20 protein-coding genes, 1 pseudogene and 1 CRISPR repeat array (1 of these 22 cut by a window edge) are annotated in these 20,646 nt (G+C 40.9%); of the genes and pseudogenes, 9 read left to right on the forward strand and 12 right to left on the reverse strand.

Translation table 11 applies throughout. The annotated features are described in order from the left end of the window. Positions 1-564 precede the first annotated feature (564 nt). Both MSSIT_RS16120 and MSSIT_RS16125 read right to left on the reverse strand, forming a co-directional pair. Complete coding sequence (locus MSSIT_RS16120; protein WP_048173568.1) at positions 565-1,305, reverse strand: class I SAM-dependent methyltransferase; 741 nt, start codon at positions 1,303-1,305, stop codon at positions 565-567. A gap of 183 nt (positions 1,306-1,488) precedes the next feature. Beyond that, complete coding sequence (locus MSSIT_RS16125) at positions 1,489-2,241, reverse strand: AAA family ATPase (protein ID WP_048173569.1); 753 nt, start codon at positions 2,239-2,241, stop codon at positions 1,489-1,491. Positions 2,242-2,766: 525 nt separating this feature from the next. On the opposite strand from MSSIT_RS16125, the pseudogene MSSIT_RS25775 reads away from it, so the two are divergent. The 4 genes and pseudogenes from MSSIT_RS25775 to MSSIT_RS16140 form a co-directional block, all read left to right on the forward strand. Beyond that, a pseudogene (locus tag MSSIT_RS25775) lies at positions 2,767-2,874 on the forward strand (DUF302 domain-containing protein); the annotation flags it as partial. Between the two features lie 251 nt (positions 2,875-3,125). Then, entirely contained in the window at positions 3,126-3,947 is an 822-nt protein-coding gene (locus MSSIT_RS16130; RefSeq protein WP_048173570.1) for an alpha/beta fold hydrolase, read from the forward strand. Positions 3,948-4,042: 95 nt separating this feature from the next. Further along, positions 4,043-4,270, forward strand: coding sequence for a hypothetical protein (locus MSSIT_RS21420; RefSeq protein ID WP_156158887.1), 228 nt, complete (start codon positions 4,043-4,045; stop codon positions 4,268-4,270). A 16-nt stretch (positions 4,271-4,286) separates the two neighbouring features. Then, a complete protein-coding gene (locus MSSIT_RS16140) occupies positions 4,287-4,883 on the forward strand; it encodes a nuclear transport factor 2 family protein (RefSeq protein ID WP_231589915.1) in 597 nt (198 codons plus the stop codon). A gap of 66 nt (positions 4,884-4,949) precedes the next feature. On the opposite strand, the gene MSSIT_RS23605 is transcribed toward MSSIT_RS16140, so the two are convergent. After that, positions 4,950-5,117, reverse strand: a complete 168-nt coding sequence (locus MSSIT_RS23605) for a hypothetical protein (protein WP_156158888.1) — start codon at positions 5,115-5,117, stop codon at positions 4,950-4,952. A 147-nt stretch (positions 5,118-5,264) separates the two neighbouring features. On the opposite strand from MSSIT_RS23605, the gene MSSIT_RS16145 reads away from it, so the two are divergent. Further along, the gene (locus tag MSSIT_RS16145) at positions 5,265-5,984 is read left to right on the forward strand and encodes a polysaccharide deacetylase family protein (protein WP_048174971.1); all 720 of its coding nucleotides are present in this window, start codon (positions 5,265-5,267) and stop codon (positions 5,982-5,984) included. Between the two features lie 149 nt (positions 5,985-6,133). Here MSSIT_RS16145 and MSSIT_RS16150 read toward each other — a convergent pair whose 3' ends face one another. Next, complete coding sequence (locus MSSIT_RS16150) at positions 6,134-6,988, reverse strand: MerR family transcriptional regulator (protein ID WP_048173572.1); 855 nt, start codon at positions 6,986-6,988, stop codon at positions 6,134-6,136. A 223-nt stretch (positions 6,989-7,211) separates the two neighbouring features. On the opposite strand from MSSIT_RS16150, the gene MSSIT_RS16155 reads away from it, so the two are divergent. Then, entirely contained in the window at positions 7,212-7,766 is a 555-nt protein-coding gene (locus MSSIT_RS16155; RefSeq protein WP_048173573.1) for a YkgJ family cysteine cluster protein, read from the forward strand. A gap of 217 nt (positions 7,767-7,983) precedes the next feature. Here the strand turns inward: MSSIT_RS16155 and MSSIT_RS16160 are convergent, their stop codons facing one another. Continuing rightward, positions 7,984-9,870, reverse strand: coding sequence for a PGF-pre-PGF domain-containing protein (locus tag MSSIT_RS16160; RefSeq protein ID WP_052721698.1), 1,887 nt, complete (start codon positions 9,868-9,870; stop codon positions 7,984-7,986). A gap of 527 nt (positions 9,871-10,397) precedes the next feature. On the opposite strand from MSSIT_RS16160, the gene MSSIT_RS16165 reads away from it, so the two are divergent. Further along, complete coding sequence (locus MSSIT_RS16165; protein ID WP_048173574.1) at positions 10,398-10,595, forward strand: hypothetical protein; 198 nt, start codon at positions 10,398-10,400, stop codon at positions 10,593-10,595. A 323-nt stretch (positions 10,596-10,918) separates the two neighbouring features. Here the strand turns inward: MSSIT_RS16165 and MSSIT_RS16170 are convergent, their stop codons facing one another. Then, on the reverse strand, positions 10,919-11,206 hold the full coding sequence (locus tag MSSIT_RS16170) for a hypothetical protein (RefSeq protein ID WP_011023552.1): 288 nt from the start codon (positions 11,204-11,206) through the stop codon (positions 10,919-10,921). 352 nt (positions 11,207-11,558) lie between these two features. Next, positions 11,559-12,410, reverse strand: a complete 852-nt coding sequence (locus MSSIT_RS16175; protein ID WP_082089046.1) for a metallophosphoesterase — start codon at positions 12,408-12,410, stop codon at positions 11,559-11,561. 1,046 nt (positions 12,411-13,456) lie between these two features. Here MSSIT_RS16175 and MSSIT_RS16180 point away from each other — a divergent pair. Continuing rightward, positions 13,457-15,232, forward strand: coding sequence for an RNB domain-containing ribonuclease (locus MSSIT_RS16180; protein WP_048173575.1), 1,776 nt, complete (start codon positions 13,457-13,459; stop codon positions 15,230-15,232). Between the two features lie 36 nt (positions 15,233-15,268). On the opposite strand, the gene MSSIT_RS16185 is transcribed toward MSSIT_RS16180, so the two are convergent. From MSSIT_RS16185 to MSSIT_RS16195, 3 genes are all read right to left on the reverse strand, one after another. Beyond that, positions 15,269-16,201, reverse strand: a complete 933-nt coding sequence (locus tag MSSIT_RS16185) for an SAM-dependent methyltransferase (RefSeq protein WP_048173576.1) — start codon at positions 16,199-16,201, stop codon at positions 15,269-15,271. A 494-nt stretch (positions 16,202-16,695) separates the two neighbouring features. After that, positions 16,696-17,268: a flavodoxin family protein gene (locus MSSIT_RS16190; protein ID WP_048173577.1), complete on the reverse strand. Its 573-nt coding sequence runs from the start codon at positions 17,266-17,268 to the stop codon at positions 16,696-16,698. 417 nt (positions 17,269-17,685) lie between these two features. Next, the gene (locus tag MSSIT_RS16195; RefSeq protein ID WP_156158889.1) at positions 17,686-18,315 is read right to left on the reverse strand and encodes a hypothetical protein; all 630 of its coding nucleotides are present in this window, start codon (positions 18,313-18,315) and stop codon (positions 17,686-17,688) included. Positions 18,316-18,896: 581 nt separating this feature from the next. Here MSSIT_RS16195 and MSSIT_RS23610 point away from each other — a divergent pair. After that, the gene (locus tag MSSIT_RS23610; protein ID WP_156158890.1) at positions 18,897-19,064 is read left to right on the forward strand and encodes a hypothetical protein; all 168 of its coding nucleotides are present in this window, start codon (positions 18,897-18,899) and stop codon (positions 19,062-19,064) included. 255 nt (positions 19,065-19,319) lie between these two features. Here MSSIT_RS23610 and MSSIT_RS16200 read toward each other — a convergent pair whose 3' ends face one another. Both MSSIT_RS16200 and MSSIT_RS16205 read right to left on the reverse strand, forming a co-directional pair. After that, on the reverse strand, positions 19,320-19,727 hold the full coding sequence (locus MSSIT_RS16200; RefSeq protein ID WP_231589916.1) for a type II toxin-antitoxin system death-on-curing family toxin: 408 nt from the start codon (positions 19,725-19,727) through the stop codon (positions 19,320-19,322). Continuing rightward, entirely contained in the window at positions 19,708-19,959 is a 252-nt protein-coding gene (locus tag MSSIT_RS16205; protein WP_048173580.1) for a DUF7557 family protein, read from the reverse strand. The genes MSSIT_RS16200 and MSSIT_RS16205 overlap by 20 nt, the downstream gene beginning before the upstream one ends. 84 nt (positions 19,960-20,043) lie before the next feature. After that, positions 20,044-20,646: direct repeats of the CRISPR family, unit length 37 nt; unit sequence GTTTCAATCCTTGTTTTAGTGGATCTTGCTTTCGAAT (it continues 4,559 nt past the right edge of the window).

Consider the following 20,646-nt stretch of genomic DNA (forward strand, 5'->3'; position numbering starts at 1 on the left):
TGAGAATCAAAAACAAAGTCAGACGCCACATCAATTATTTTTGCATTATTATCTCTCAACTTGATAGCTGACAGGACAGCCGAAGTTCAAATGTGTTCAAATGGCGTTTTACCTGTTAATTCCTTGAAAATCCTTGCAGAATGCCAGGGTGAATATCTTTCTGCTTTTGCAATCATATGTAGAATGTTGAATCTGTAATATGCTCATCAATATAATCCTGCATACGTTGAACAGCATTTATCTATTCCCAACTATCCACTTTTTCTCCTCCTGTATAAAGAGTAACATAAAACTATTAATGTTTACTTGACTTGCTTTGTTAAAATTATTTCGTAGGATGAATGAGTAAAAAAAGCATAAATTAGAGCTTCACAAAATCAAACATATATACATCAAAGTGTATTTACCATTTCTCTGTGTGCCCGACGGCTGAACCCGGGCACCTATACGGCCACATTTCGTAGAGCTTCCCGCGTCTTCCCGGCACCCCCTGCCCTAAAGCGATGTTCGGGCCTTACATAGCTCTTATGTTTGGACCAGGAAGCCGGGTCTTGCAGCCTTATGTTATTTCTTTCGTGCCCTGGTAACTAAAAAGTTGGGTTTATGTAAGTCTTTTGCAGAAGAAGGGTCTTTTTCGATTATTTCCTTTGTAGGAACGGGTTCCAGCAATTTTTCGATAATGAAGCCAGCATCAATTAAAGCGTTGACAATATCCGAAAAAGTCCTATGGTATTTCGTGATCCCGTCCACTATCCACGATACGGTTCGTTCTCCACTGATCGCATAATCGGTCAATGCATAGTGAGTGATCCTTCCATCTACATTTTTAAACCATCTCGCACCGTTTTTTGGTGCTGTTGTAAGCGGATGTTCCTGAGAAAAAACAAAAATGCCATTATCTTTCAACAATGAGTTCACATTACAGACCAATTTATTAAAATCATTAATATAGTGCACTGCCAAAGAGCTTACAACTACGTCAAACTTCTCATTAATGCAGAAAATATCTTCCATACACATATTCTCATAAAAAATATTATCTCCACTGTTTTCATTATTGGCGACAGCAAGCATTTTTGAAGAAACATCTATACCGACTACCTTATTAGCGCCCATTTTGGAAAACATGCTGCAATTTTCTCCATAACCGCACCCTAAATCCAGTACTTTTTTCCCTGTCAATTCTGGTAGCAGGCTAAAAGTAGCTGGTTTTTCTTCCAATATATTTGCACTGTTAGGATTTTCGCGAAGCTTTTTATAGCCCTGAAAAAAAACTTCATTATCAAATATATTTTGCGGTTGCATACTTTCCCTCCAAAAACATATTATTCCTGCGGCCAAAAGGTGTGGTGCGTCACCGGCGCACCCGCATTTTCAAATCTTCTTTCCGGGTTTGCGCCCTCGCGAGAACATAGTGTTATCTGATGCCGAATTCCCCTCAGAACAGGGTCGTCAACGGATGGCCGAGCCTTGAACTTCATCTCCTTATCATTCCAGTAAGATGCTAAGCATCTTCTGTGTATTATTTAGAAAAGACTGTGTAACCTGATAATGTTCCGTTTCTTTGTAACCTATTTGTTCAAATCCTTCTTGAATTTGGTAGATCACGGCCTGGGGATATGCCATTATTATCGGTGAATGCGTTGCAATAATAAACTGGGACCCTTCTTTTACTAAGTCATGCATTCTGGTAAGCATAGACATTTGCCGCGATGGGGATAATGCTGCTTCGGGCTCGTCCAATATATAGATACCCTCACCAGTAAATTTATTTAAAAATACTGCAAAAAACGATTCTCCATGAGATTGTTCGTGTAACGAACGGCCACCATAAGAATTAATAATGGGAGGCCCGAAAGATGCTTCATTATCCAGGTCATCAATACTAGAAGCAAAATTATAAAAACTTTCTGCCCTTAAGAAAAAACCAGTACGGGGTTTTTTGGTACCTTTAACAACTTTTATATAATTACTTAAATCAGAATGTGTTGCTCTGGAGGTAAAATTAAAATTCTTTGTTCCGCCTTCTGCATTAAATCCATATGCAACAGCTATTGATTCTAAAATTGTAGATTTCCCGGAACCATTTTCTCCAATAATAAATGTGACTTTAGGATGAAATGATAGTGACTGTAGATTTCTTACTGCAGGTAAATTAAACGGATATTCAGAAAAAGAGGGTACTTTTTCTCTATCTAATTCTATATATCTTATGTATTGTTCTAATTTACCGGATTTCATCAATTCATCTCCAGGATAAATAAGTCTACGAATCCATTCTTAAGTAATTAGCGGCATGATGTCGCAACCATGCGTTCGGTTTCATGTAACGAAAATATGTTCCTGATCCATATGTTCCTGATCCCCCTGGTCCTAAGGCAATGGCCAGGCCTTAGATAGCTCATATTATCAGTAGTTCCGATAGATATAGTTCCGAATGGCTGAAATAACCAATTTCGGTTTTTCATTAATTTTACTCTTCATAAAGCGACTTTCAGGGTACTTTGCGGTTTGCTGGAGCTGACCTTAGGACTGGCTTCAGAATTACGGAAAATTTATCTCAGCCCCTATGGACTATAACCTATTTTTCCGGATAAAATCTTGATTATCAAATTTCTTTTTAATCAACTCCTCTGAAAACTTCCCTCCACGCCCGCATGCTCATGAAGTAAGCAGATATCGGGCAGCCATTGACAAGAAAGAAGAAAAGTAGAATCCGTTGCTGCCATAAAAAGTGTGGTATATGTACATTGTTAGCAGAATCTTCCTTTGAAGGTTCTTATTTGGGAAGATAGCCAGGGGAAAGTTTGGGTTTCTTACAACAGTCCGGACTACTTAATGAAGCGGCACAGTCTGCCTCAGGAGCTGCTGTAAAATCTCTCTATCGTAGAAACATTGGCAGCTATGGTAGGAGGGTAGCATTGAAGCCCTTACTTACTTTGAGTTCCAGAAATCAGAAGCGGATCTGAAGCCCGAAATTAGTTCGAAAAAACTAAAACTGTGAATTAAATTTAAAAGAAAACTTGCATTTTAGTAAAAGATTTGCCCGGTTTTTTTAAAGACTATTAATATTAAGAAGAAGTTATTCTTTAGATATTATATGATTTGGTGACAGATATCGTTTCATGACCGCTATTACGACTAAAGACGGTACGAGAATCTATTATAAGGACTGGGGCAGTGGACAGCCGGTGGTCTTCAGCCACGGATGGCCGCTGAATTCGGATGCTTTTGAAGACCAGATGTTCTTTCTGGCTTCTCGAGGATATCGATGCATCGCCCACGATCGCCGTGGCCACGGGCGTTCGAGCCAACCGTGGAACGGTAACGACATGGATACGTATGCAGACGACCTCGCGGAGCTTATTGAAACACTCGACCTGAAGGATGCAATCCTTGTTGGCCACTCAACGGGAGGCGGTGAAGTCACCCGCTATATTGGTCGCTACGGCACGGATCGTGTGGCCAGAGCTGTGTTGATCGGCGCTGTGTCTCCGCTGATGCTCAAGACACCAGCAAATCCGGCAGGTACTCCGATCGAAGTGTTCGACCAGATTCGTGCAAGCATCAAAGCCGATCGTTCGCAGTACTGGAAGGATCTCAGCCTGCCGTTCTACGGCTATAACAGGCCGGGCGCCAAAATCTCGGAAGGGGTGCGTGATTCATTCTGGCTCCAGGGAATGATGGCTGGATTTCCGGCTGCATACTTTTGCATCAAAGCTTTTTCCGAAACAGACCTGACGGAGGACCTCAAAAAAATCGATGTTCCGACTCTGATCCTGCATGGCGATGACGATCAGATTGTGCCTATCGGCGCCTCAGCCATGCTCTCATCCAAGCTTGTCAAGGACGCCACGCTGAAAGTCTACAAAGGTGCGCCTCACGGTATGTGCACAACACTTAAGGATCGGGTCAACGAGGACCTGCTAGCTTTTTTCAAGGAATAAGATCGGATAATAAAGTGGAAAGGAGAATAACGTGACGATCAGAAAGGTAGAGATTGAACGGTTCAGCGTGATATCTTCCAAGCCTTTAGTTAGTCGTGATAGAACTCGAAAAGGCTATTTGGTATCCGGATATGGTCGAGTTCGTGAAGGCAACTCGAAGCGCACGGACCTTTGCCGAACTGGAAAGTACGGCGGTCCACAGGGGTCTCGGCAGGACGAAGATGATGATGTTCATGAAACTCGATCACGGCGAAATTCTGCGTGAAGAGACCGGGCTCGACACGCCGAAAATCGAAGGCCTTCTCCGTGAATCTGCGGTGTGACGATATGTGACGATATGTGACGATACTACTGTTAAGCCGCTTTCGCATCGCCATCAAACGCGCTAAACACCTATTTACGGTATATCTGACAGTATATCTGACTTTTGATCCCATGATCGCGACCACGACAGACATAATGGCAGCTCAAACACAATCCAACAGGAAGAATAAGATGATGGCTCAAACACAATCTGACGAGGGCAAGAATAAAGAGATAATAAACGAAGGCTTTGCCAAATGGGCAAGTGGTGCTGGCGACGTTTTCGACCTGCTGACTGATGATATGGAATGGACGATTATCGGTAGCAGTCCCGTTTCCAAGACCTACACCAACCGCAAGCAGTTCCTGGAAGAAGTCATAACACCGCTCAACGAACGATTAAGCGTGAAAATAGTGCCCAGAGTGAGAGGCATTTATGCCGATGGAGACATGGTAATTGCCCTATGGGATGGAACAGCCACAGCCAAGGACGGCAAACCATACAACAACACTTATTCCTGGTACATGACCATGAAAAACGGACGCATTGTAAAGGTAGTGGCGTTCTTTGACACTATCGCCCTTGCAGATCTATGGAAACGCATACCGGTGAGCAAACAGGATAATAAATAATTTTCAGCAGAAGCAGAAAGAGAGGGGGCGCGCAAAAGTATCTGTGCAACAAATTGAAAGGGATTGTTATGTCAGAGGAAAATGTACATCGTACACTGTTGAATGACAACACCGGAAAAAACCGCTCCGAGGGGAGATGGGAACTTCTTTCGCGCCGCAGAGTTCGACGCCAGATGAGCTGTAGACGCGCTCAATCTCGTTTTCGGCAAGCAAACTTACGGTAGTGCAGCCCATGCAAAGGGTATCGTGCTGGAGGGAAAATTTCTTCCAAACTCCTCTAAAAAATTCTCTCTGCATCCGTATACTCACGAAGTGAGCAGATATCGGGAGACCCCGGGCAAAAAAAGGAAAGTAAAGCAAGAACTTACACAGGTATTTACGATGTCAAACGAGATAATTGTAAAAGGCAATCCTAACATCCCTAATATTGCTCTGACCTTTGATGACGGTCCTGGCAGAGTAACTCCGTATATTCTTGATGGGCTCCGAAAATATGGAGTCAGAGCTACATTTTTTTGTCTTGGATGCTGTATTGAGAAAAACATTGCTGCTCAAAATCATGATAGCAAATACATAACGGGCAGTGAAATTGTCAAACGTGCAAATGAAGAAGGCCATCTCATAGCCGTTCATTCTTATGATCATCGAGCTCTTCCAGAACTTACTGATGAAGAAACCCTTAACAAAAAATTGACCAGAACCAAAAATATAATCACTGATTTGATCGGAAAAACCCCTGTGTACTTTCGTCCTCCATATGGCAGGACTGACGATAGAGTAAATAAGATAGTAAAAGCGCTTGACCTAAAAATCGTTTTATGGAGCTGTCGCTCAGCAGATAGTTCTACCGAACATGGTATTATTCTTGACGGATCTCTCAAATACAAATACGGGCCAACGGATATTTACAACAACATAATGAGAAACACTGAAAACGGATCAATTATTTTATGCCATGATGGACACAGTGGAACCCACGACGCAAATTTCGGGATTGTATCGGCTTTAGACAGAGCGATCCCGGAATTACAGCAAAAGGGGTTTAATTTTGTAACAGTAGATGAATTATTGGCGACTGGAAATTACATAATCCGAGATTGAAATACTGGAAATTACTTAATCCGGGATTAAAATAGAGAATTTTTCCTAATCTCATCGCACTGATTAGACAATAGACAAAAAAGAAAACTGCTCCAGAATTCCGGAGCTGTACGAAAACTACGCAATACAGGAAATATACTGTAGAAGAATTACCTCTCTCTGAACTGAACCTGGACTTCAGTCATTAGTTCTTCTTCCGGGACTTCAGCAGGGTCATTAAAATATAATTCCCTGCTTGGCAGAATTGTTTCCAGGTTATTTTCCTCTGCAAAGGAGAAAATCCTGTTGTATGCCACTTCAACTTCATGGTACGGGCCTCGATAGATAACTGAAATGGCCTTCATAGCCGGCAGTGTCTTTATCTCCAATTTTGGGTCTTCAACTGAGACCCGGCCTGAGACCGGAAGTGTGATCTCTATGTCCGCACCTGTTTCCTTGTATTCTTCATCATGGCAGAGGAACATAATAGGGCCTGTAGTTTTTACTCGGTTCCGCTGGTTTTCAGGACTGCTGACGCATGCACAGATTTCATTGATTAGCTTTCCTATGGTTACTACAAAAGTTCCTTTTTCACGCTTGCTCAGGACACGGAGCTCTGGAATTTCTTTAATTACGGGTTCTGTAACTGACATTTTAAATATCTCCATAACTTTTCCACTATGTTTGCAGGCGCCCTGCAAAATGCTCTCAATCCTCTGCAGCTGCACAGCCTCCAGCCGGACCTCCTCAAGCCTCTTCCTGAAACAGGTCTCAATAAACTCGGAATTTCCTTTGCTTTCTGCGTCCAGAAGCATGGAAATTTCCTCAAGGGAAAATCCCAGAAAAGTAAAGGTCTTTATCTTCATTCCCTGCTCGATCTGAGGAACCGTATAATAACGGTAACCTGTAAAAGAATCTTTTATTTCCGGGACTAGCAGCCCTTTCCTATCGTAGAGCCTGAGAGCTTTCCGGGAGAGACGAGTCATAAAGGAAAACTTACCAATTGGAATTTGATCGATTAGCATCTTGCTCAAAACCTCAATTGTCCTGAAATTAGATAAACTGCCTTACTTTTCCCCGGGGGAAACTTCGTATGAACAAAGAAGAAAGGAGCAAAAGCCTCTACACATGGTTAAAACAGCTGCGTTACCTCTTTTATTATAAAATCGTACAGGCTTTACAAAGTTATAGGGCAATCGATAGATATTATAAACTTAACATCTCTTTTTTCTCAATCGGGTGAATGCTATGGATAGAAGACAACGTTTTAAAAAACACGACTGGTTGATCTCAAAAACTCAAAGTATACTTGAACATTATAGCTGTCCTGAATCATGTAATGCAAGTTGCTGCAAACATCATATTATCGATTTTAGCAGAAAAGAATATGAGAAAATCTTAAAAAATGTAGATAAAGAAAATGCGAATATATTAAAATCGAATGCGGTAAAATCAGAGTTGGAAGGATGTTATAAAGCAATAAATGCCGTCGAACAGTGCCCGTTATTGATAAACTCAAAATGCAGAATATACGATAATAGGCCGGAAGCGTGTAGAAATTTTCCTTTTGTAATTATTCCGGATGAGGAAGCAGGATTCGGTTTAACGTTGTTATTGTGCCCGATGTCCGTTAACATAATTCAAGATTATACTCAGTGGTATAAATCGGTAAATTCGACAATGCATAGTCGACTAAATGCCTTGTACGAACAGTATAAAAACATAGACAAAAATAATGATTTTTGTATTGAAATGAAAGAGCATAATTTAGATTCGTTCATAGAATTTCTTGAAAGGAAATGATTATTATTCGTTTCCTATTCTCTTTTATTCGTTTCCTATTCTCTTGCCTGTTAATGAAGGATTATGCCGGAGCAAAAGGGAAGCACAGACGAAACTAAAAAGAGAAAGTTAAGAAAGAAAAAAGATAGGAAACATCCCCGAAAGATCCTTCATGCGATCTGCTCCGGAAGAAAATAGAAAAGGGATAAAGAAGATCTTCGTAAAAGCTGCGAAGTGATTACTTTTTCATGCCTTTTAATGCAAGTCCCATTACTACTACAAGAGCACCGGCCACAATTCCGATGTTTATAAGATTTTTTCCAACCCCGTTGTTTTCCTCGTCCCCTCTGTCCTCTTCCTCTGAAGCGTTCACGGACCCAACCGTCCTATTCTCAGCCTGCAGCTCAAGGACTTGTTCTCCCGGGGCTTTCAGAGCAGGAGCTCCGGTGATGACAAACGAACCATACCCGGGAGTTTCTGCCGAGAAGTACAGGAACTTATCATCTCCTCCCGTTTTGGTTATGTTAAGTTCTGTCCAGGTACCGTCATCATCGTCGTGCTCGTCCTCATCCATGTACCTGCTCAGAGCGATTGAGTCCTGCTCTATACTTTCACTCTGCAGCCAGGACTTTTCCAGCTTGAAGGTCAGACCAGGATTCTCTATATTCTTTGAGGTCGCATATCCGGAATTTCCAACCCAGACATTGAAGGATTTGTAGACCTCACCTGCAGGCAGTCCAGGGACCAGGACGGACTTGTTCTTCAGCTGCTCGACAATAGTTGTCGTTTTTCCCGCGTTCCTGATCGCGTCGAAATCTACAGAGACCACGCAGGTTGCATTGTTTTTGAACTCGAACTTAACAGCCTTGCCGTTTATGATGAAGACCTGGGAGAGCTCCTTAACTTCAACATTCTTTGCAAGCTCAGGGGATCCTCCACCACCTCCACCTCCGGACGAACTACCGGAACTCTTGCGGCTGCTACCGGAGCTGTCCACTGTTGTATCACCGGTAGAGTTAGTCTCATTCCCAGGAAGGACAACGTCCGTTGAGTTGTCTCCAGGAGAAACATCTACTGTACTATTATCCCCGGGAGCCACGGTTATATCTTTACTTATCGCTGCAGTACCGACGCTATTACTTACTGTCAGTTTAACGGTATAGTTTCCCGGAACTTCGTAGACGTAAATCGGACTCTGGACGGTAGAGTCAGGCTGTCCGTTGTTGTCAAAGTCCCAGCTCCATGAAGCAGCATTTTGAGAAACATCTGTAAACTTGACAGAAAGAGGAGCATCCCCTGTTGTGACGTTTGTATTGAAGTTTGCAACAGGCTCCGGTTCTATTCTCGGAGTGACCAGGGGGAAATAATCAACATTTCCTTCGCTTATCTGGTATTCCTCTTCTGCAATCCCGTCTCCGTCAGTATCCAGGTGAGTTTGAGAGAAACCATCTCCTGAAGGAGAGCTCCAGTAGTTACCTCCGATGTATGGGCCGCCAATGATGTTCGTATCTTTTGACAAGCTGGTTTTATTCCAGCTTTGTACTTTGGGGATCATGTCAAAGTATGGTCCTGGACTAATTTTGATATTCTCTGTATTGTTGAAAACATTATTATAAATTTCACCAACGCTGGTATAATCTTCCAAGACCAGACCAACATTACACCCCTGTATAGTGTTTCCGGAAATTTCTTTTACTGAGTTTTGATAGTGTATTGAATCAATTTCTATCCCAGTATTTGCATCGGATATTTTGTTGTCTCGAATATTTAAACCGCTATCACCGTCATAATAAACTGCCGTTTCCCCTCCATAGAACTCGTTATTTACAATAGTGTCCTCCGAGCTCATTTCCTGCACGCTTATAGTAATTCCGCAGTCGTGGAAGACATTGTGATGAATATAATTTCCGTTGCTGAATTTCCCATCAATTTTTATGCCAGTTCCCGTGATGTCGAATCCCCAGATAGCGATTTTTGGAGTCTCACCGGGAATGTCTTCTTTGAATCCATCGACCTCTGGCATCCCTTCTCCTTTAAATTCGAGTTCTAGAACAATGATATTAACAGTTTCATGGTATACCCCAGGCTTCACGACAATAAGATCGCCTGAAGAAGCTTCATTCACCGCACTCTGGATAGTTGTGTAATTTCCAGGCCCGTCATCATCAACCGTAAAGGTTGTAGCTGCTGAACATCCAGCAAGAACCTGAACGGATAGAGCTACAGCGAATAGAATAGATAATAATTTTTTTGTCAGAATAACACCCCTACATTATTGGTTTTGTTATTAAACACATCATATAAGTCGGTTTTTATTTTTTATTGAGGTGTTCGACTTTCCATTAAATACTCCTTTCTCAAACCCCCTCTGTGGAGCACCCACGTTCTCAGACTGAAGAGGAAGACCCTCAAATTTGTCTCGCATGATTTCCGATCTACATAAACGAGAAGTTTTCAAAGCTATTCCTGCTCAGGTGATCACCGGAGAAACGACAGTCCCGCATCAAAGATCTGGTCAAACCAGAAACTGACCTCTTATCCTTCTATCACTCTCAACATTTTCCAGGAAGGAATCCCACATTATTCCGACGTCGTTGATGGAGTTTTGTACTACCAGGCAACCTGAACGATTACGTTCTTGCAGAAACCTCCTTGGGGATCCCCGGAGTAGTCCTGGCAGAAACCCTGGCCGGAGTGATCGTGGCCGGGATTGAAACCTTGGTGACTCCACTGACAGGAGACGTCCGGGTCTTCGACCAGGAGAGTGACATCTCTTCAATCAGGAGCCTCGGGACCTCTGTTGAGGATGTTACCGATCTTGTCCTTTCGATCAAAATATATCATTCATGAGGTGAAACCATGTATGAAATAAAAACAAACGACGGTGTAGCAGCACTTAGAGAGCAGGTTTCAGAGCTGGCAGCTGAACTGCAAAAAAGGGAGGTTTAGCGGGAATAAAGAATCCATGAAGGAACTGATGAAAAAACCCTTGTTTTTTAAGCGAGTCCAAGCCGGACTAAAAGATAAGAGAAATCAGTCCTTCTCAATATCCTGAATTTTCAGGGAAATATAATGAAAGGAGTTACAATGAAAAGAGTTACGAGAATTATTATACTTTGAGACCTCCTGTAATCTCTTTTATTTCTTTCCGGGAGCATGAAATTAAAAATAATTTAAACGGTATTTTCACTGTCGTTGCTGACAATGAACACCCCATTGTCAAGAATTCCGCCCGGAACGTTTATTATTCCGTCCTCTATCCATATCCTGCCGTTATCGGAAATTAAACAGCCTTCTTCTTTCTGGAATATAGAAGAATGTTTATAATAGTCTAATTTCAGAGTATCCGGGGTTTCTTCGTAAAGGCCGCATTCCTTGAATTTTTTGTTTATATAAACGTCGAAAGTACCGTCATCATGGAGGATGAAATGGGTTGTTTTGTTGCTGTATTTTCTGGGCATGCTGGATCACACATTTTATTATATAAAATAGTTACATGATTTAAATAGTTACATGATTTTTAAATAGTTACATGATTTTTAAATAGTTACATGATTTTTAAATAGTTACATGATTTTTAAATAGTTACATGATTTATATTTCCGGTTTCATGCATAGGGTTTCGTTCTACTTATGCATAGGGTTCCGTTCTACTTAATGCATAGGGTTCCGTTCTACTTAATGCATAGGGTTTCGTTCTACTTAATGCACAGGATTTAGTTTTGATGTCGTTCAATTTCGGGTGAAATAGTACTTTCTATTTTTATAATCCTTATCGCATTTAAAATAGCTACAGGCCAAAAATTGTCAGTTTTAACCATTTTCCAGGATGACTATATTGATTTGAGGCCGGGCAAAAAAACGGATTGGTAAAAACGTATTTCCGACACCGTTGGAAATCAAAACAGTGGTTCTATCGGTTTTTACAATTCCGGACCTGTATTTTTGCCCGTAATAGGAAGGCACATACGGCGCCCAGAACCCGAAAAATGTAATTTGTCCTCCATGGGTATGTCCGGATAGCAGCAGGTCGACTTTACCTGTTCTTAATTCTTCGGCAAAATCGGGCGTATGTGAAACTAAAATTACAAAATCATTTTCTTCAACATCCATTATCAGCGGACCGATATCAGGTTCACCGGAAAAGTGCCGGGAATCATGCCAGTCAATGCCTGCTATTTTGATTTTATCTTCGCCGATTTCCAGCCACTCCGCCCTGTCGCTTAAAACAATGATACCGGCTTTTTCCATGCTCGTTACCGTGAGATTGTAATCTCCCCATTCATCGTGATTTCCCGTAACTCCGAAGACTCCCATTTTTGCTTTGAGTCCGGAAAGCTCTTCAAAACAGGGTTCTATATAGGCCGTACTGCCGTAAATGTAATCTCCGCCCAGGACGATAATATCGGGGTCCAGCTCGTTTACTTTTCTTACCAGGGCTGCGACTCTGTCTCTCTCGAAAAACTGCCCGTGATGGATATCGGAAATAAAAACAATTTTCTTGCCCGTGAAATTCCGGGGCACATCACTGTCGCTAATGATAGTTGTCTGTTCTTCTATCAGATACGGCTCAATAAAAGAATAAATAGAACAGGTTGCCAGAAGGGCAAATACAATTACAGAGAATTTTAGAATTTCCGGAAGTTTTACTTTTTTTGTTTTCATAATTTTGACGGGGCAGGTTTATTTTTTGAAAGTAAGGAGTTTGTAATGAAAGCAAAGTAGATAAGTTATTGCATCGGACCTACATTTATTATTCGTTTTTCTCACTTACCCGCTGATTATCAGCCGAACAGGACACTGTTCAGATAAGAACCTCAGACAGAGGCCTCCGTGGAAAATAAAGCAGCATGTAGAAGAAGTATTCAATTTTAATATATAGTTTTTTCAATAAACATTATCACTATAGAAAAATAGATCCTTAACAAGAGTATATCGAATACATATTCCTTTTTAGTGGATCTTGCTCTCGAATAAATGAATATTGGAAACTGCAGATTCCAGAAGATTGAAATGGCAAACAACTTCTGGAAAAACTGCAAATTTACGGAGGTTTAAAATGGCAAACTGTTGCCTTAAGGTTGTGAGCACGTCCCGGGACCAATTTTTACTTCTGTATCTATAAGAATTTCAGAACTACTTTCCCGATAAGAAACCCGATTGATTATTTCAAAATCGAGGTTCAAAGAAGTATTTTTGGTTTTTGGGATCAGCTCTTCATATTTCGGGAGGAAAATGCCGTTTTGCGAATAAATCAAGTAAATTTGATTTACATAATAATATAGATGTGTCAACATACATAAATATTTCGGGGGCTAGGAGGTATTTTTCTAAAAAAAGAATAAATTAAAACAAGTAAAAATGAAATAAAGATGATAGAAACAACTCTGGTGTGTCTGCAATAGCCGATGCGGCAGAATATGCGAAAAAGTCAAAACAGAAAACGAAAGAAACTAATCCGAAAAGAAAAAAGTGTGGATATTACGATTGTCATCATCATTCCCGGATTGAAAACTTGTTTTAAGCCCTGTCTTTAATGGATCCTGCCTTCTGATCAGGAATGATGTATCATGACGACAGAACGCATCTTGTTTCCACCAGTACGTCACTGCAAAAACAACAAATTATAAAAATAGACAAGCTATATCGCTTATTTACTAACCAATATGCATATAAGGAAAGCATGCCAAATTTTGCATCTGAGTGATACTATGCCAGATATATTAAGAGGTATTACGATCGATAACGTGAAAACCCGGGACATGGATGACGCAATATGGGTGGAAATTACGGAAAACGGCGGCTGGCACGTCGTTGTTATGATCTCAGATGTTTCAAAGGCAGTCCCCGGGCATTCAGAGCTTGATCAGCTTGCGATGTCCAGAGTCGAGACCAGGTATTATGCAACCGGTAACAGCCCGATGTTGCCCCGGCGGTTCGCAGATGAGAAACTTTCCCTATGGCCGGGAGAGGAGAAATCTGTCCTCGTTGTAGATATCATCCTCGACATGGATCTGTCGATCCTAGAAACAAGGCTTTTGAGGACTGTGATAACCAGTGAAGCCCGGCTCTCTTTCTCTGACATCCCTCCCATTATCTCTGATCGGGGGCACCCGCAGCACGATATAGTCAAACTTGCAAGCCAGCTCGCAGACGACCTTTTGACGCAGCGCCGTAACCGTGGAGCGCTTGCATTCTACAATTTGAGGCGGGGGCTTGTGACGAATGAGGAAGGGTCACTACGGCAACTGAAACGCAGGGAAGATACCATCGGCTATGTTATCATTCAGGAACTGATGATTCTCGCTAACATGGCCGTAGCAGAGTATGCGGTCAAAAATGACATTCCTATCCTTTTCCGCAACCATACGGCCCGGAGCGCCACTCCTGAGCGAGGTGACTTGATGAAGCTGCTCGAAAGCGTGGCTGTTATTCCCGAGGAAAACATAGCTACCCTCAGAAGTACAACATATATGATGTTCAACAGAGCTGAATATGGGCCTGTCATCCTGGGCCATTTCGGACTGAACCTCGGAGCGTATACCCACTTCACCTCGCCCATCCGAAGATATGCCGATCTCGTAAACCACCAACAGATCCGAGCCTACATCCGGAACGAGCCCTTACCCCACTCTAAAGAAGAACTTCAAGCAATTGCATCGCACATCAACCTGAGGCGGCTTGAAAACGATAGGGATAAAAGCGCGTACATGAAGAAAAAGGCGTATAAAAAAGCTGAGTCGATCGTTCTGGAGAATCGGATAAGCGATGCAAGCGATAAAGACTTCGAGCGCATCACCAAATTCCTGATCCGCCAGGGGGAGGACTGCCCGGAGGCCTACAGTGATGCTTTTCGGAAACGCTCTGGCGAACTGCCGGTCATCTGTGCAGGGCTGGTACTCCTGCAAGCCCCTGATGGCAAAAGATGGACTGAACTTAAAAAAGCATTGCTGGAGGAAATGGCAACTGCATCTCACAAAGCTGTCTCGATCTTCGACATCGCACAACATATACAGGGCTGGCAGATGCCCGTATACGACGTGACAGAAACTGCCCGGAGCAAGCTGCCGGTATTCACTGCCCGGAGCACCATTTTAATCGAGAACAAAGAGTACCGGTCCGCCGCATACGAGGACACGACAAAAAAAGGTGCCATTCAGCGGGCATCCGTAGACCTGCTCGCAAATATTTTAGGCTTACCTGCTCCGGACTTGAAAATTACGATAGCAAGCTTGCCGGCAAGCAAAGAAGAGGTAACAATTAACACGTCAAAAGACCCGATTTTTGCCCTGCAGGAGTACTGCCAGGCAAAGAAATTTCCCTTGCCAGCTTATTCATATGAGACAAAAGGCCCGACCAATAAGCCGACCTTCACCTGTACCTGTACCTTTGGCTCCCTGACCAGCACCGAACAGGCAGGAAAAAAGCAAAGGGCCAAGCGGCTAGCAGCTAAATCGATGATATACATGTTAGTATCCGAGAATTGATGGTATGTCCCCTATGGATTTGCCAACGCAATAAATTCACTGGACAACAGCGTAGACAAACGACTTCAGGCTATCAACTATTCTGTCTTTATTTACACCCTGAAAATAGATTTTTTTCCAATCTTCACCTGTTATATTGCATACCTGTATAAATCCTCGCTGTGTAAGGAATGTCTCAACTGTTCCTTCCTTAATACCAAACTTAAGAGGCTCTCCAAGCTGTGACACTTGATTCCGGAGATTCCTTCCCACCCCAAGCCCGGAGCTTCCATCAACTGCAGATTGAGGAAAATAATCGAAGAGAACACTGCTATTCTTACCCGAGTTATTTACAATAAAGGACAGGACCCTGTCTACTACTTCTGGCTGAAGGTACATTGAGACCCCTTCCATCAGAAAGAGAGTCTTAGCGTGCGGGTTATATCCCATATCTATCAACCTTTGCCCAAAGTCGTCGGTTTCTAAATCGCAGGGGACATACAAAACATGACCCGGCAACCTGCCAAAGATCATTTTTATTTTTTCTATTTTTACATTTTGTGTAGCAGGGTGGTCTACCTCAAAGGTTTTAATCCTCTCCAACCCCTCAATCCGATAGGCACGTGAATCATATCCTGCCCCAAGGATGACCAGTTGCTCAATACTCTCACAGATTGACTTTTTCACAAAATCGTCAAAAAATCTGACTCTGGCAGCGATTGAATTATTTCTGCCCGGAAAAAATCGGTCATTCTGCTCCTTCAATATTCTTGCCTCGTCCGGGTGTTGAACTGTCCACTCCAAAATCTCCGGGCCGATGAAATAAGCTGCATATGGGTCATAACAGATTCGTTCGTCTTCGGGTTTCTGCGATTCAAGAAATCTGGCAAGTAAAACCCCCATAGCTGTTTTGCTGCCTGACCCTGTTATTTCCTTAAACATTTTGTTCATATTATTGAGTTCTTTTTCCGAATTCTCAGCTTTTTCCATAAATTACTCTCCTTTATCACCCGCTTTTTCACTATCAATATTAATCAAGTTTTCAAATTTAAAAAAGGTACGTGTCAGTCCTACTTTTCAGATATGTTCATAATCACCGCAGCAATGAGCAGCTTATCTGCACTGCTATTTCCGGTTTCAATCCTGTTTTTTTAGAATCAAATTGCCACCAGACTTTCACCTGAACATTCTAATGATTATAAAAATTACGAATGCCGCTAATCCGGCCAGGTATATCCGGAGAATATAAAGTCGCCCCACTGATTTACAGGGCATTTTCTCGACCAAGTACCGGGGCTAAGGAACTGGATCCGACCTTGCGATTGCCTTCGATATCCATAGCATCGGCTGCGATCTCCTCTCCGAAATCAATAAGCATCACCAGGGAAATCAAAAAAAGGATTTCCTTTATTACCAAAGGTAATTGTCGGACAGCCTGTAAAGGACGGGGTATTCGTGACCCTCTGCGCTCCCATTGTAATAAATTATTCACCTTTAGCCATTTTTAAAGCTCCAGCTTCGATTGCGTCAAGCATATAACTTTTATTTCTCTGGGTGATACCTATGTAATCAAATTTTGTGATATTTTTTGAGTCCATCCTGTTCAGGTGGAAAAACAGTCTTTCCATACTGGTAAGGCAGGAAAGAGTGCCGTTTCCGCTGCCGCCTGCAGCTGCCACGCATATGAATGGTTTATTCTGTATTTTATTCATTTTATCGGGTGAAAATTTCGCTTCGCATCTTCGTAACCTGTCGAAGAAAGCTTTGGCTGATTCGCTCATTTCTCCCCAGTATACAGGAGTGACAATGACATAACCATCAGCTTCACCCATTGCTTCATGAACCTTCTCAAAATCATCTTCCAGCTTACATCTATCTTCCTGCCTGCAGATCCCCCATCCCTGACCACAGGCCTCACACCTGAGAATATTTAAATCGTTCAAACGGACCATTACAGCTTCACCATTTCCTTTTTCGATCCCCCTTTTTGCAGCTTCACCGCAGCTTGCAGTTAAACCTTCTTTGTTGGGACTGCTTGTTATAACCATTATCTTCATGATCAAACCTCGATTATTAAGTTTCAACCTCTGTTTTAGTGGATCTTGCTCTCTAATAACATATCATATACAGTACCTTCTATTATATACAGTACCTATTATATACAGTACCTATTATATACAGTACCCTCAGCGAGTGCCCGGTTTCAATTCTTGTAAGGGCTTATGCAGTCTTAAGCTCCACTCCTCATTTTCCCCAACAGTTCCAGTCTCACTATAAACTTAAATTGTACCCTGGTTGATTTAAATATTGTATTTCTGCTACTCTATGAATTTTTATATTACTTTCAAAATATTAAGAGGAACAGAAAATTTAATCGAATGCGTTGATGCAATCAATGCGTCTAAGAAAAATCTGAATTTTTGTATCGAAATAATTTCTAGATCTATTTCTTAAAAGATATTCTTCTCCAATTATTAATATACACATTTTCCATAACATCTTCCATCGCTACTAAGATATACTTCAGCATTTTTCATATGCCTGTATTCTGATAACTTTGACAACGCGTTTCTAATAACATATTTTCTGATAGGATTGTATCTATCGGCATTATCAGGATTTACAATCCATCCTTTTTGAAATTGAGAATATAAAGTGTGACTATTGCTCTCAATAATTTCTTTTGCAATCTCGTTTTTATCAGCAAGCTCTGATAATATAAGTAAATAATAAAAAGATGGGATATTGTTATTACTTCCTTTTATGCCTCTGTTAATATTATACTGACTAAGTTTCATAAGACTATCATTGATTCTGTCAACATCTTCAGGTGCATATGTATTCCAAAAACGTAAAGCTACCAGCGATGATCCAAAACATTCGCCTTTACTACAAAAATGTCCAAAACAAGTATTCTCTAATCTTTGTCCTGTTACTTTCAGAATTTCTTTTATGTCAGCATTGTCAGAATGCCATAAAGCTAAAATTCTCAATAATTCAAGTTCATATGCGTTATGTGATAATAAATATGTCTTTGGGAGTTCCCCTGTTATAAGTCTTAGTTTTTTACTATGCTCCAAACAACTCTCCTCATCAGTAGGCAACAAATAATAGGGATACATATACTGATGTCTTTTTCGCCAGAAATTTATCCTGTTGTTTTGAGTTTTGCAGTTATACAATATTAGTTTGATTATATTTTGTTTCTCGGATTCAGAAATCTCCTGACACATAATTATACGATGATTTAGCGATACAATATTATCATATAACATGATTAGCTCTCCCCTCTAATTTGCTCATATTAAAAAAATTATATTCAATAAAAGGATATAATGAACCCGGAAAACAAGACAGGTAAAATGTGAGCCATTCTCAGTTTTCTGGACACTGTTTCGTGAGCATAACTTAGAATTACTTAAAGTTTTATAAACATGCTTCCAATTCCGCATTTATCCCAAGTTTCGCCTGACATGGGGACCCCCATACCTTCTGTATTGAAAGGACATGTTGAATAAGAAAGAGCGATTACTCGCTCTCCCTCTTCTAATAACCGTACGTGAAAGTTTCACTTCATACGGCTCAAGCATTCTATAACTTTTTCTGCATCATGCAGCAGTCTTTATTTAAATGGAATGCCCTTTTCGGAAACTTAATTTATTATTATGGGTGCGTATGTTTCTTCATGCTCCCTCAGTCCAGGCTCTCAGGGGCTTTCGGGAGGAAGAAAGCAGCCAGATCAGAAGGGCTTGAGCTTCTCCGGGAGCTGAAAAGGCCTGGTCCCGGAGCTTCGGGCGAATTAGGTCGAAGGGTTCGGGAGCTTAGTGGACAGGGTCGGGAAAAGAAAAGGTAGAGGGATAAGGGGGACGAAAAAGTGAAAGTGGAGGAAGGGAGAAAAGAGAATGATTCGTTTATGGCAATTGTTCAAACAGCAAAGAAAATGGGTGTAAGCGAATATCAATATATATTTGATAATTCAGATTTGCCAAAACTGATTCTATTAGAGCCTGCAGGGTATCGACAGAAAAATTGTTTCAATCCTCGTGTTAGCGGATCTTGCTTTCGAATAATTAATTGTTGCCCTATAAATAGCTTTGATTCTCTGTTATCATATTCTCTCCGTATGCCGGATTATCCATTCTTTTATTTCTTCAACTGACATTTCATTTTCTGTTGTAGCTACTCTAACAATGAATTCTATCATCTCTTCATCTGTAGATGTAAACCTGTACCCTCCGTCTTCAATAATAAAATTCATGGCTTCATAACCGGTTCTTTTATTCCCGTTAAAAAACGGATGTTTTGCAACGATAGTATAGACTATTATTGCAGCATTTTCGAAAATAGTATTGGATCCTTTGATTAAAAATTCAAACATTAATTCTAACGTAGCTAAAGAACGTATTGCAGAGGTATAATCATCCGGATCTTTAAATTTATCGTAATCTATGACCATTTGATGAATTTTCAAAATTTCAATTAAACTGATCAAAGCATCACTTTCTTCCAAGTGCATCTAAAATATTCTTATCTTCCACCAGCTTTTTTTCTAACCAGGCATTAAAATCTTTTATATGGGATTCCTCAGGTTCTTGTTTTCCTTCTTTTGGAAACATAGGTTTATAGTCTTCTTTCTTTTTAATTTCGCTAATAAGTCTTTTAACTACCGAATTATAGGACTCTTCCGGAGCTAACTTTAACTCTTTAAGTGATTCCTTTACATCCGGATCTATAGCTATCGTAGACATATATTATAATATGTTATAATATGATAAATAAATGTACATTCAAATTTGCCAAACTAGAGCCTGTAGAGTATCAACAGAAAAATTGTTCCAATCCTTGTTTTAGTGGATCTTGCTTTCGAATTTCCGTAACATAGTGTCATAACCGGGGGTCTGAATATGTTTCAATCCTTGTTTTAGTGGATCTTGCTTTCGAATCAAAAAGGCTAAGTTTTGACGCAAGGCCTTCTATGTGTTTCAATCCTTGTTTTAGTGGATCTTGCTTTCGAATCGAAGATTTGTTACTGTATTTGGAATATCAAATGATTGTTTCAATCCTTGTTTTAGTGGATCTTGCTTTCGAATTGTTATAAACGTTGTCCGTATCAATGTACATCAGGATGGTTTCAATCCTTGTTTTAGTGGATCTTGCTTTCGAATATAGACGACTTGAAAGAAAACATCGAGATATCGAAGTTTCAATCCTTGTTTTAGTGGATCTTGCTTTCGAATATTGATAGCATCGGATGTATACATATACATAAAACTGTTTCAATCCTTGTTTTAGTGGATCTTGCTTTCGAATTTTGTTAGGCGCTCGGTCTCGATTAATTCGGTGGATGTCCCATGTTTCAATCCTTGTTTTAGTGGATCTTGCTTTCGAATACTATTTTTATAATTGTTTTTGTTATACCGTCAATAGTTTCAATC

The organism is Methanosarcina siciliae T4/M (genome assembly GCF_000970085.1).
In the GTDB taxonomy this organism is placed as follows: Archaea; Halobacteriota; Methanosarcinia; order Methanosarcinales; family Methanosarcinaceae; genus Methanosarcina; species Methanosarcina siciliae.

Bases quoted from the DNA above. Each gene is read 5' to 3' on its own strand.
- MSSIT_RS16120 (WP_048173568.1), bottom strand. From the start codon at position 1,305: ATGCAACCGCAAAATATATTTGATAATGAAGTTTTTTTTCAGGGCTAT.
- MSSIT_RS16125 (WP_048173569.1), bottom strand. From the start codon at position 2,241: ATGAAATCCGGTAAATTAGAACAATACATAAGATATATAGAATTAGAT.
- MSSIT_RS16130 (WP_048173570.1), top strand. From the start codon at position 3,126: ATGACCGCTATTACGACTAAAGACGGTACGAGAATCTATTATAAGGAC.
- MSSIT_RS23605 (WP_156158888.1), bottom strand. From the start codon at position 5,117: ATGGGCTGCACTACCGTAAGTTTGCTTGCCGAAAACGAGATTGAGCGC.
- MSSIT_RS16145 (WP_048174971.1), top strand. From the start codon at position 5,265: ATGTCAAACGAGATAATTGTAAAAGGCAATCCTAACATCCCTAATATT.
- MSSIT_RS16150 (WP_048173572.1), bottom strand. From the start codon at position 6,988: ATGCTAATCGATCAAATTCCAATTGGTAAGTTTTCCTTTATGACTCGT.
- MSSIT_RS16155 (WP_048173573.1), top strand. From the start codon at position 7,212: ATGGATAGAAGACAACGTTTTAAAAAACACGACTGGTTGATCTCAAAA.
- MSSIT_RS16170 (WP_011023552.1), bottom strand. From the start codon at position 11,206: ATGCCCAGAAAATACAGCAACAAAACAACCCATTTCATCCTCCATGAT.
- MSSIT_RS16175 (WP_082089046.1), bottom strand. From the start codon at position 12,410: ATGAAAACAAAAAAAGTAAAACTTCCGGAAATTCTAAAATTCTCTGTA.
- MSSIT_RS16180 (WP_048173575.1), top strand. From the start codon at position 13,457: ATGCCAGATATATTAAGAGGTATTACGATCGATAACGTGAAAACCCGG.
- MSSIT_RS16185 (WP_048173576.1), bottom strand. From the start codon at position 16,201: ATGGAAAAAGCTGAGAATTCGGAAAAAGAACTCAATAATATGAACAAA.
- MSSIT_RS16190 (WP_048173577.1), bottom strand. From the start codon at position 17,268: ATGAAGATAATGGTTATAACAAGCAGTCCCAACAAAGAAGGTTTAACT.
- MSSIT_RS23610 (WP_156158890.1), top strand. From the start codon at position 18,897: ATGCTCCCTCAGTCCAGGCTCTCAGGGGCTTTCGGGAGGAAGAAAGCA.
- MSSIT_RS16200 (WP_231589916.1), bottom strand. From the start codon at position 19,727: ATGCACTTGGAAGAAAGTGATGCTTTGATCAGTTTAATTGAAATTTTG.
- MSSIT_RS16205 (WP_048173580.1), bottom strand. From the start codon at position 19,959: ATGTCTACGATAGCTATAGATCCGGATGTAAAGGAATCACTTAAAGAG.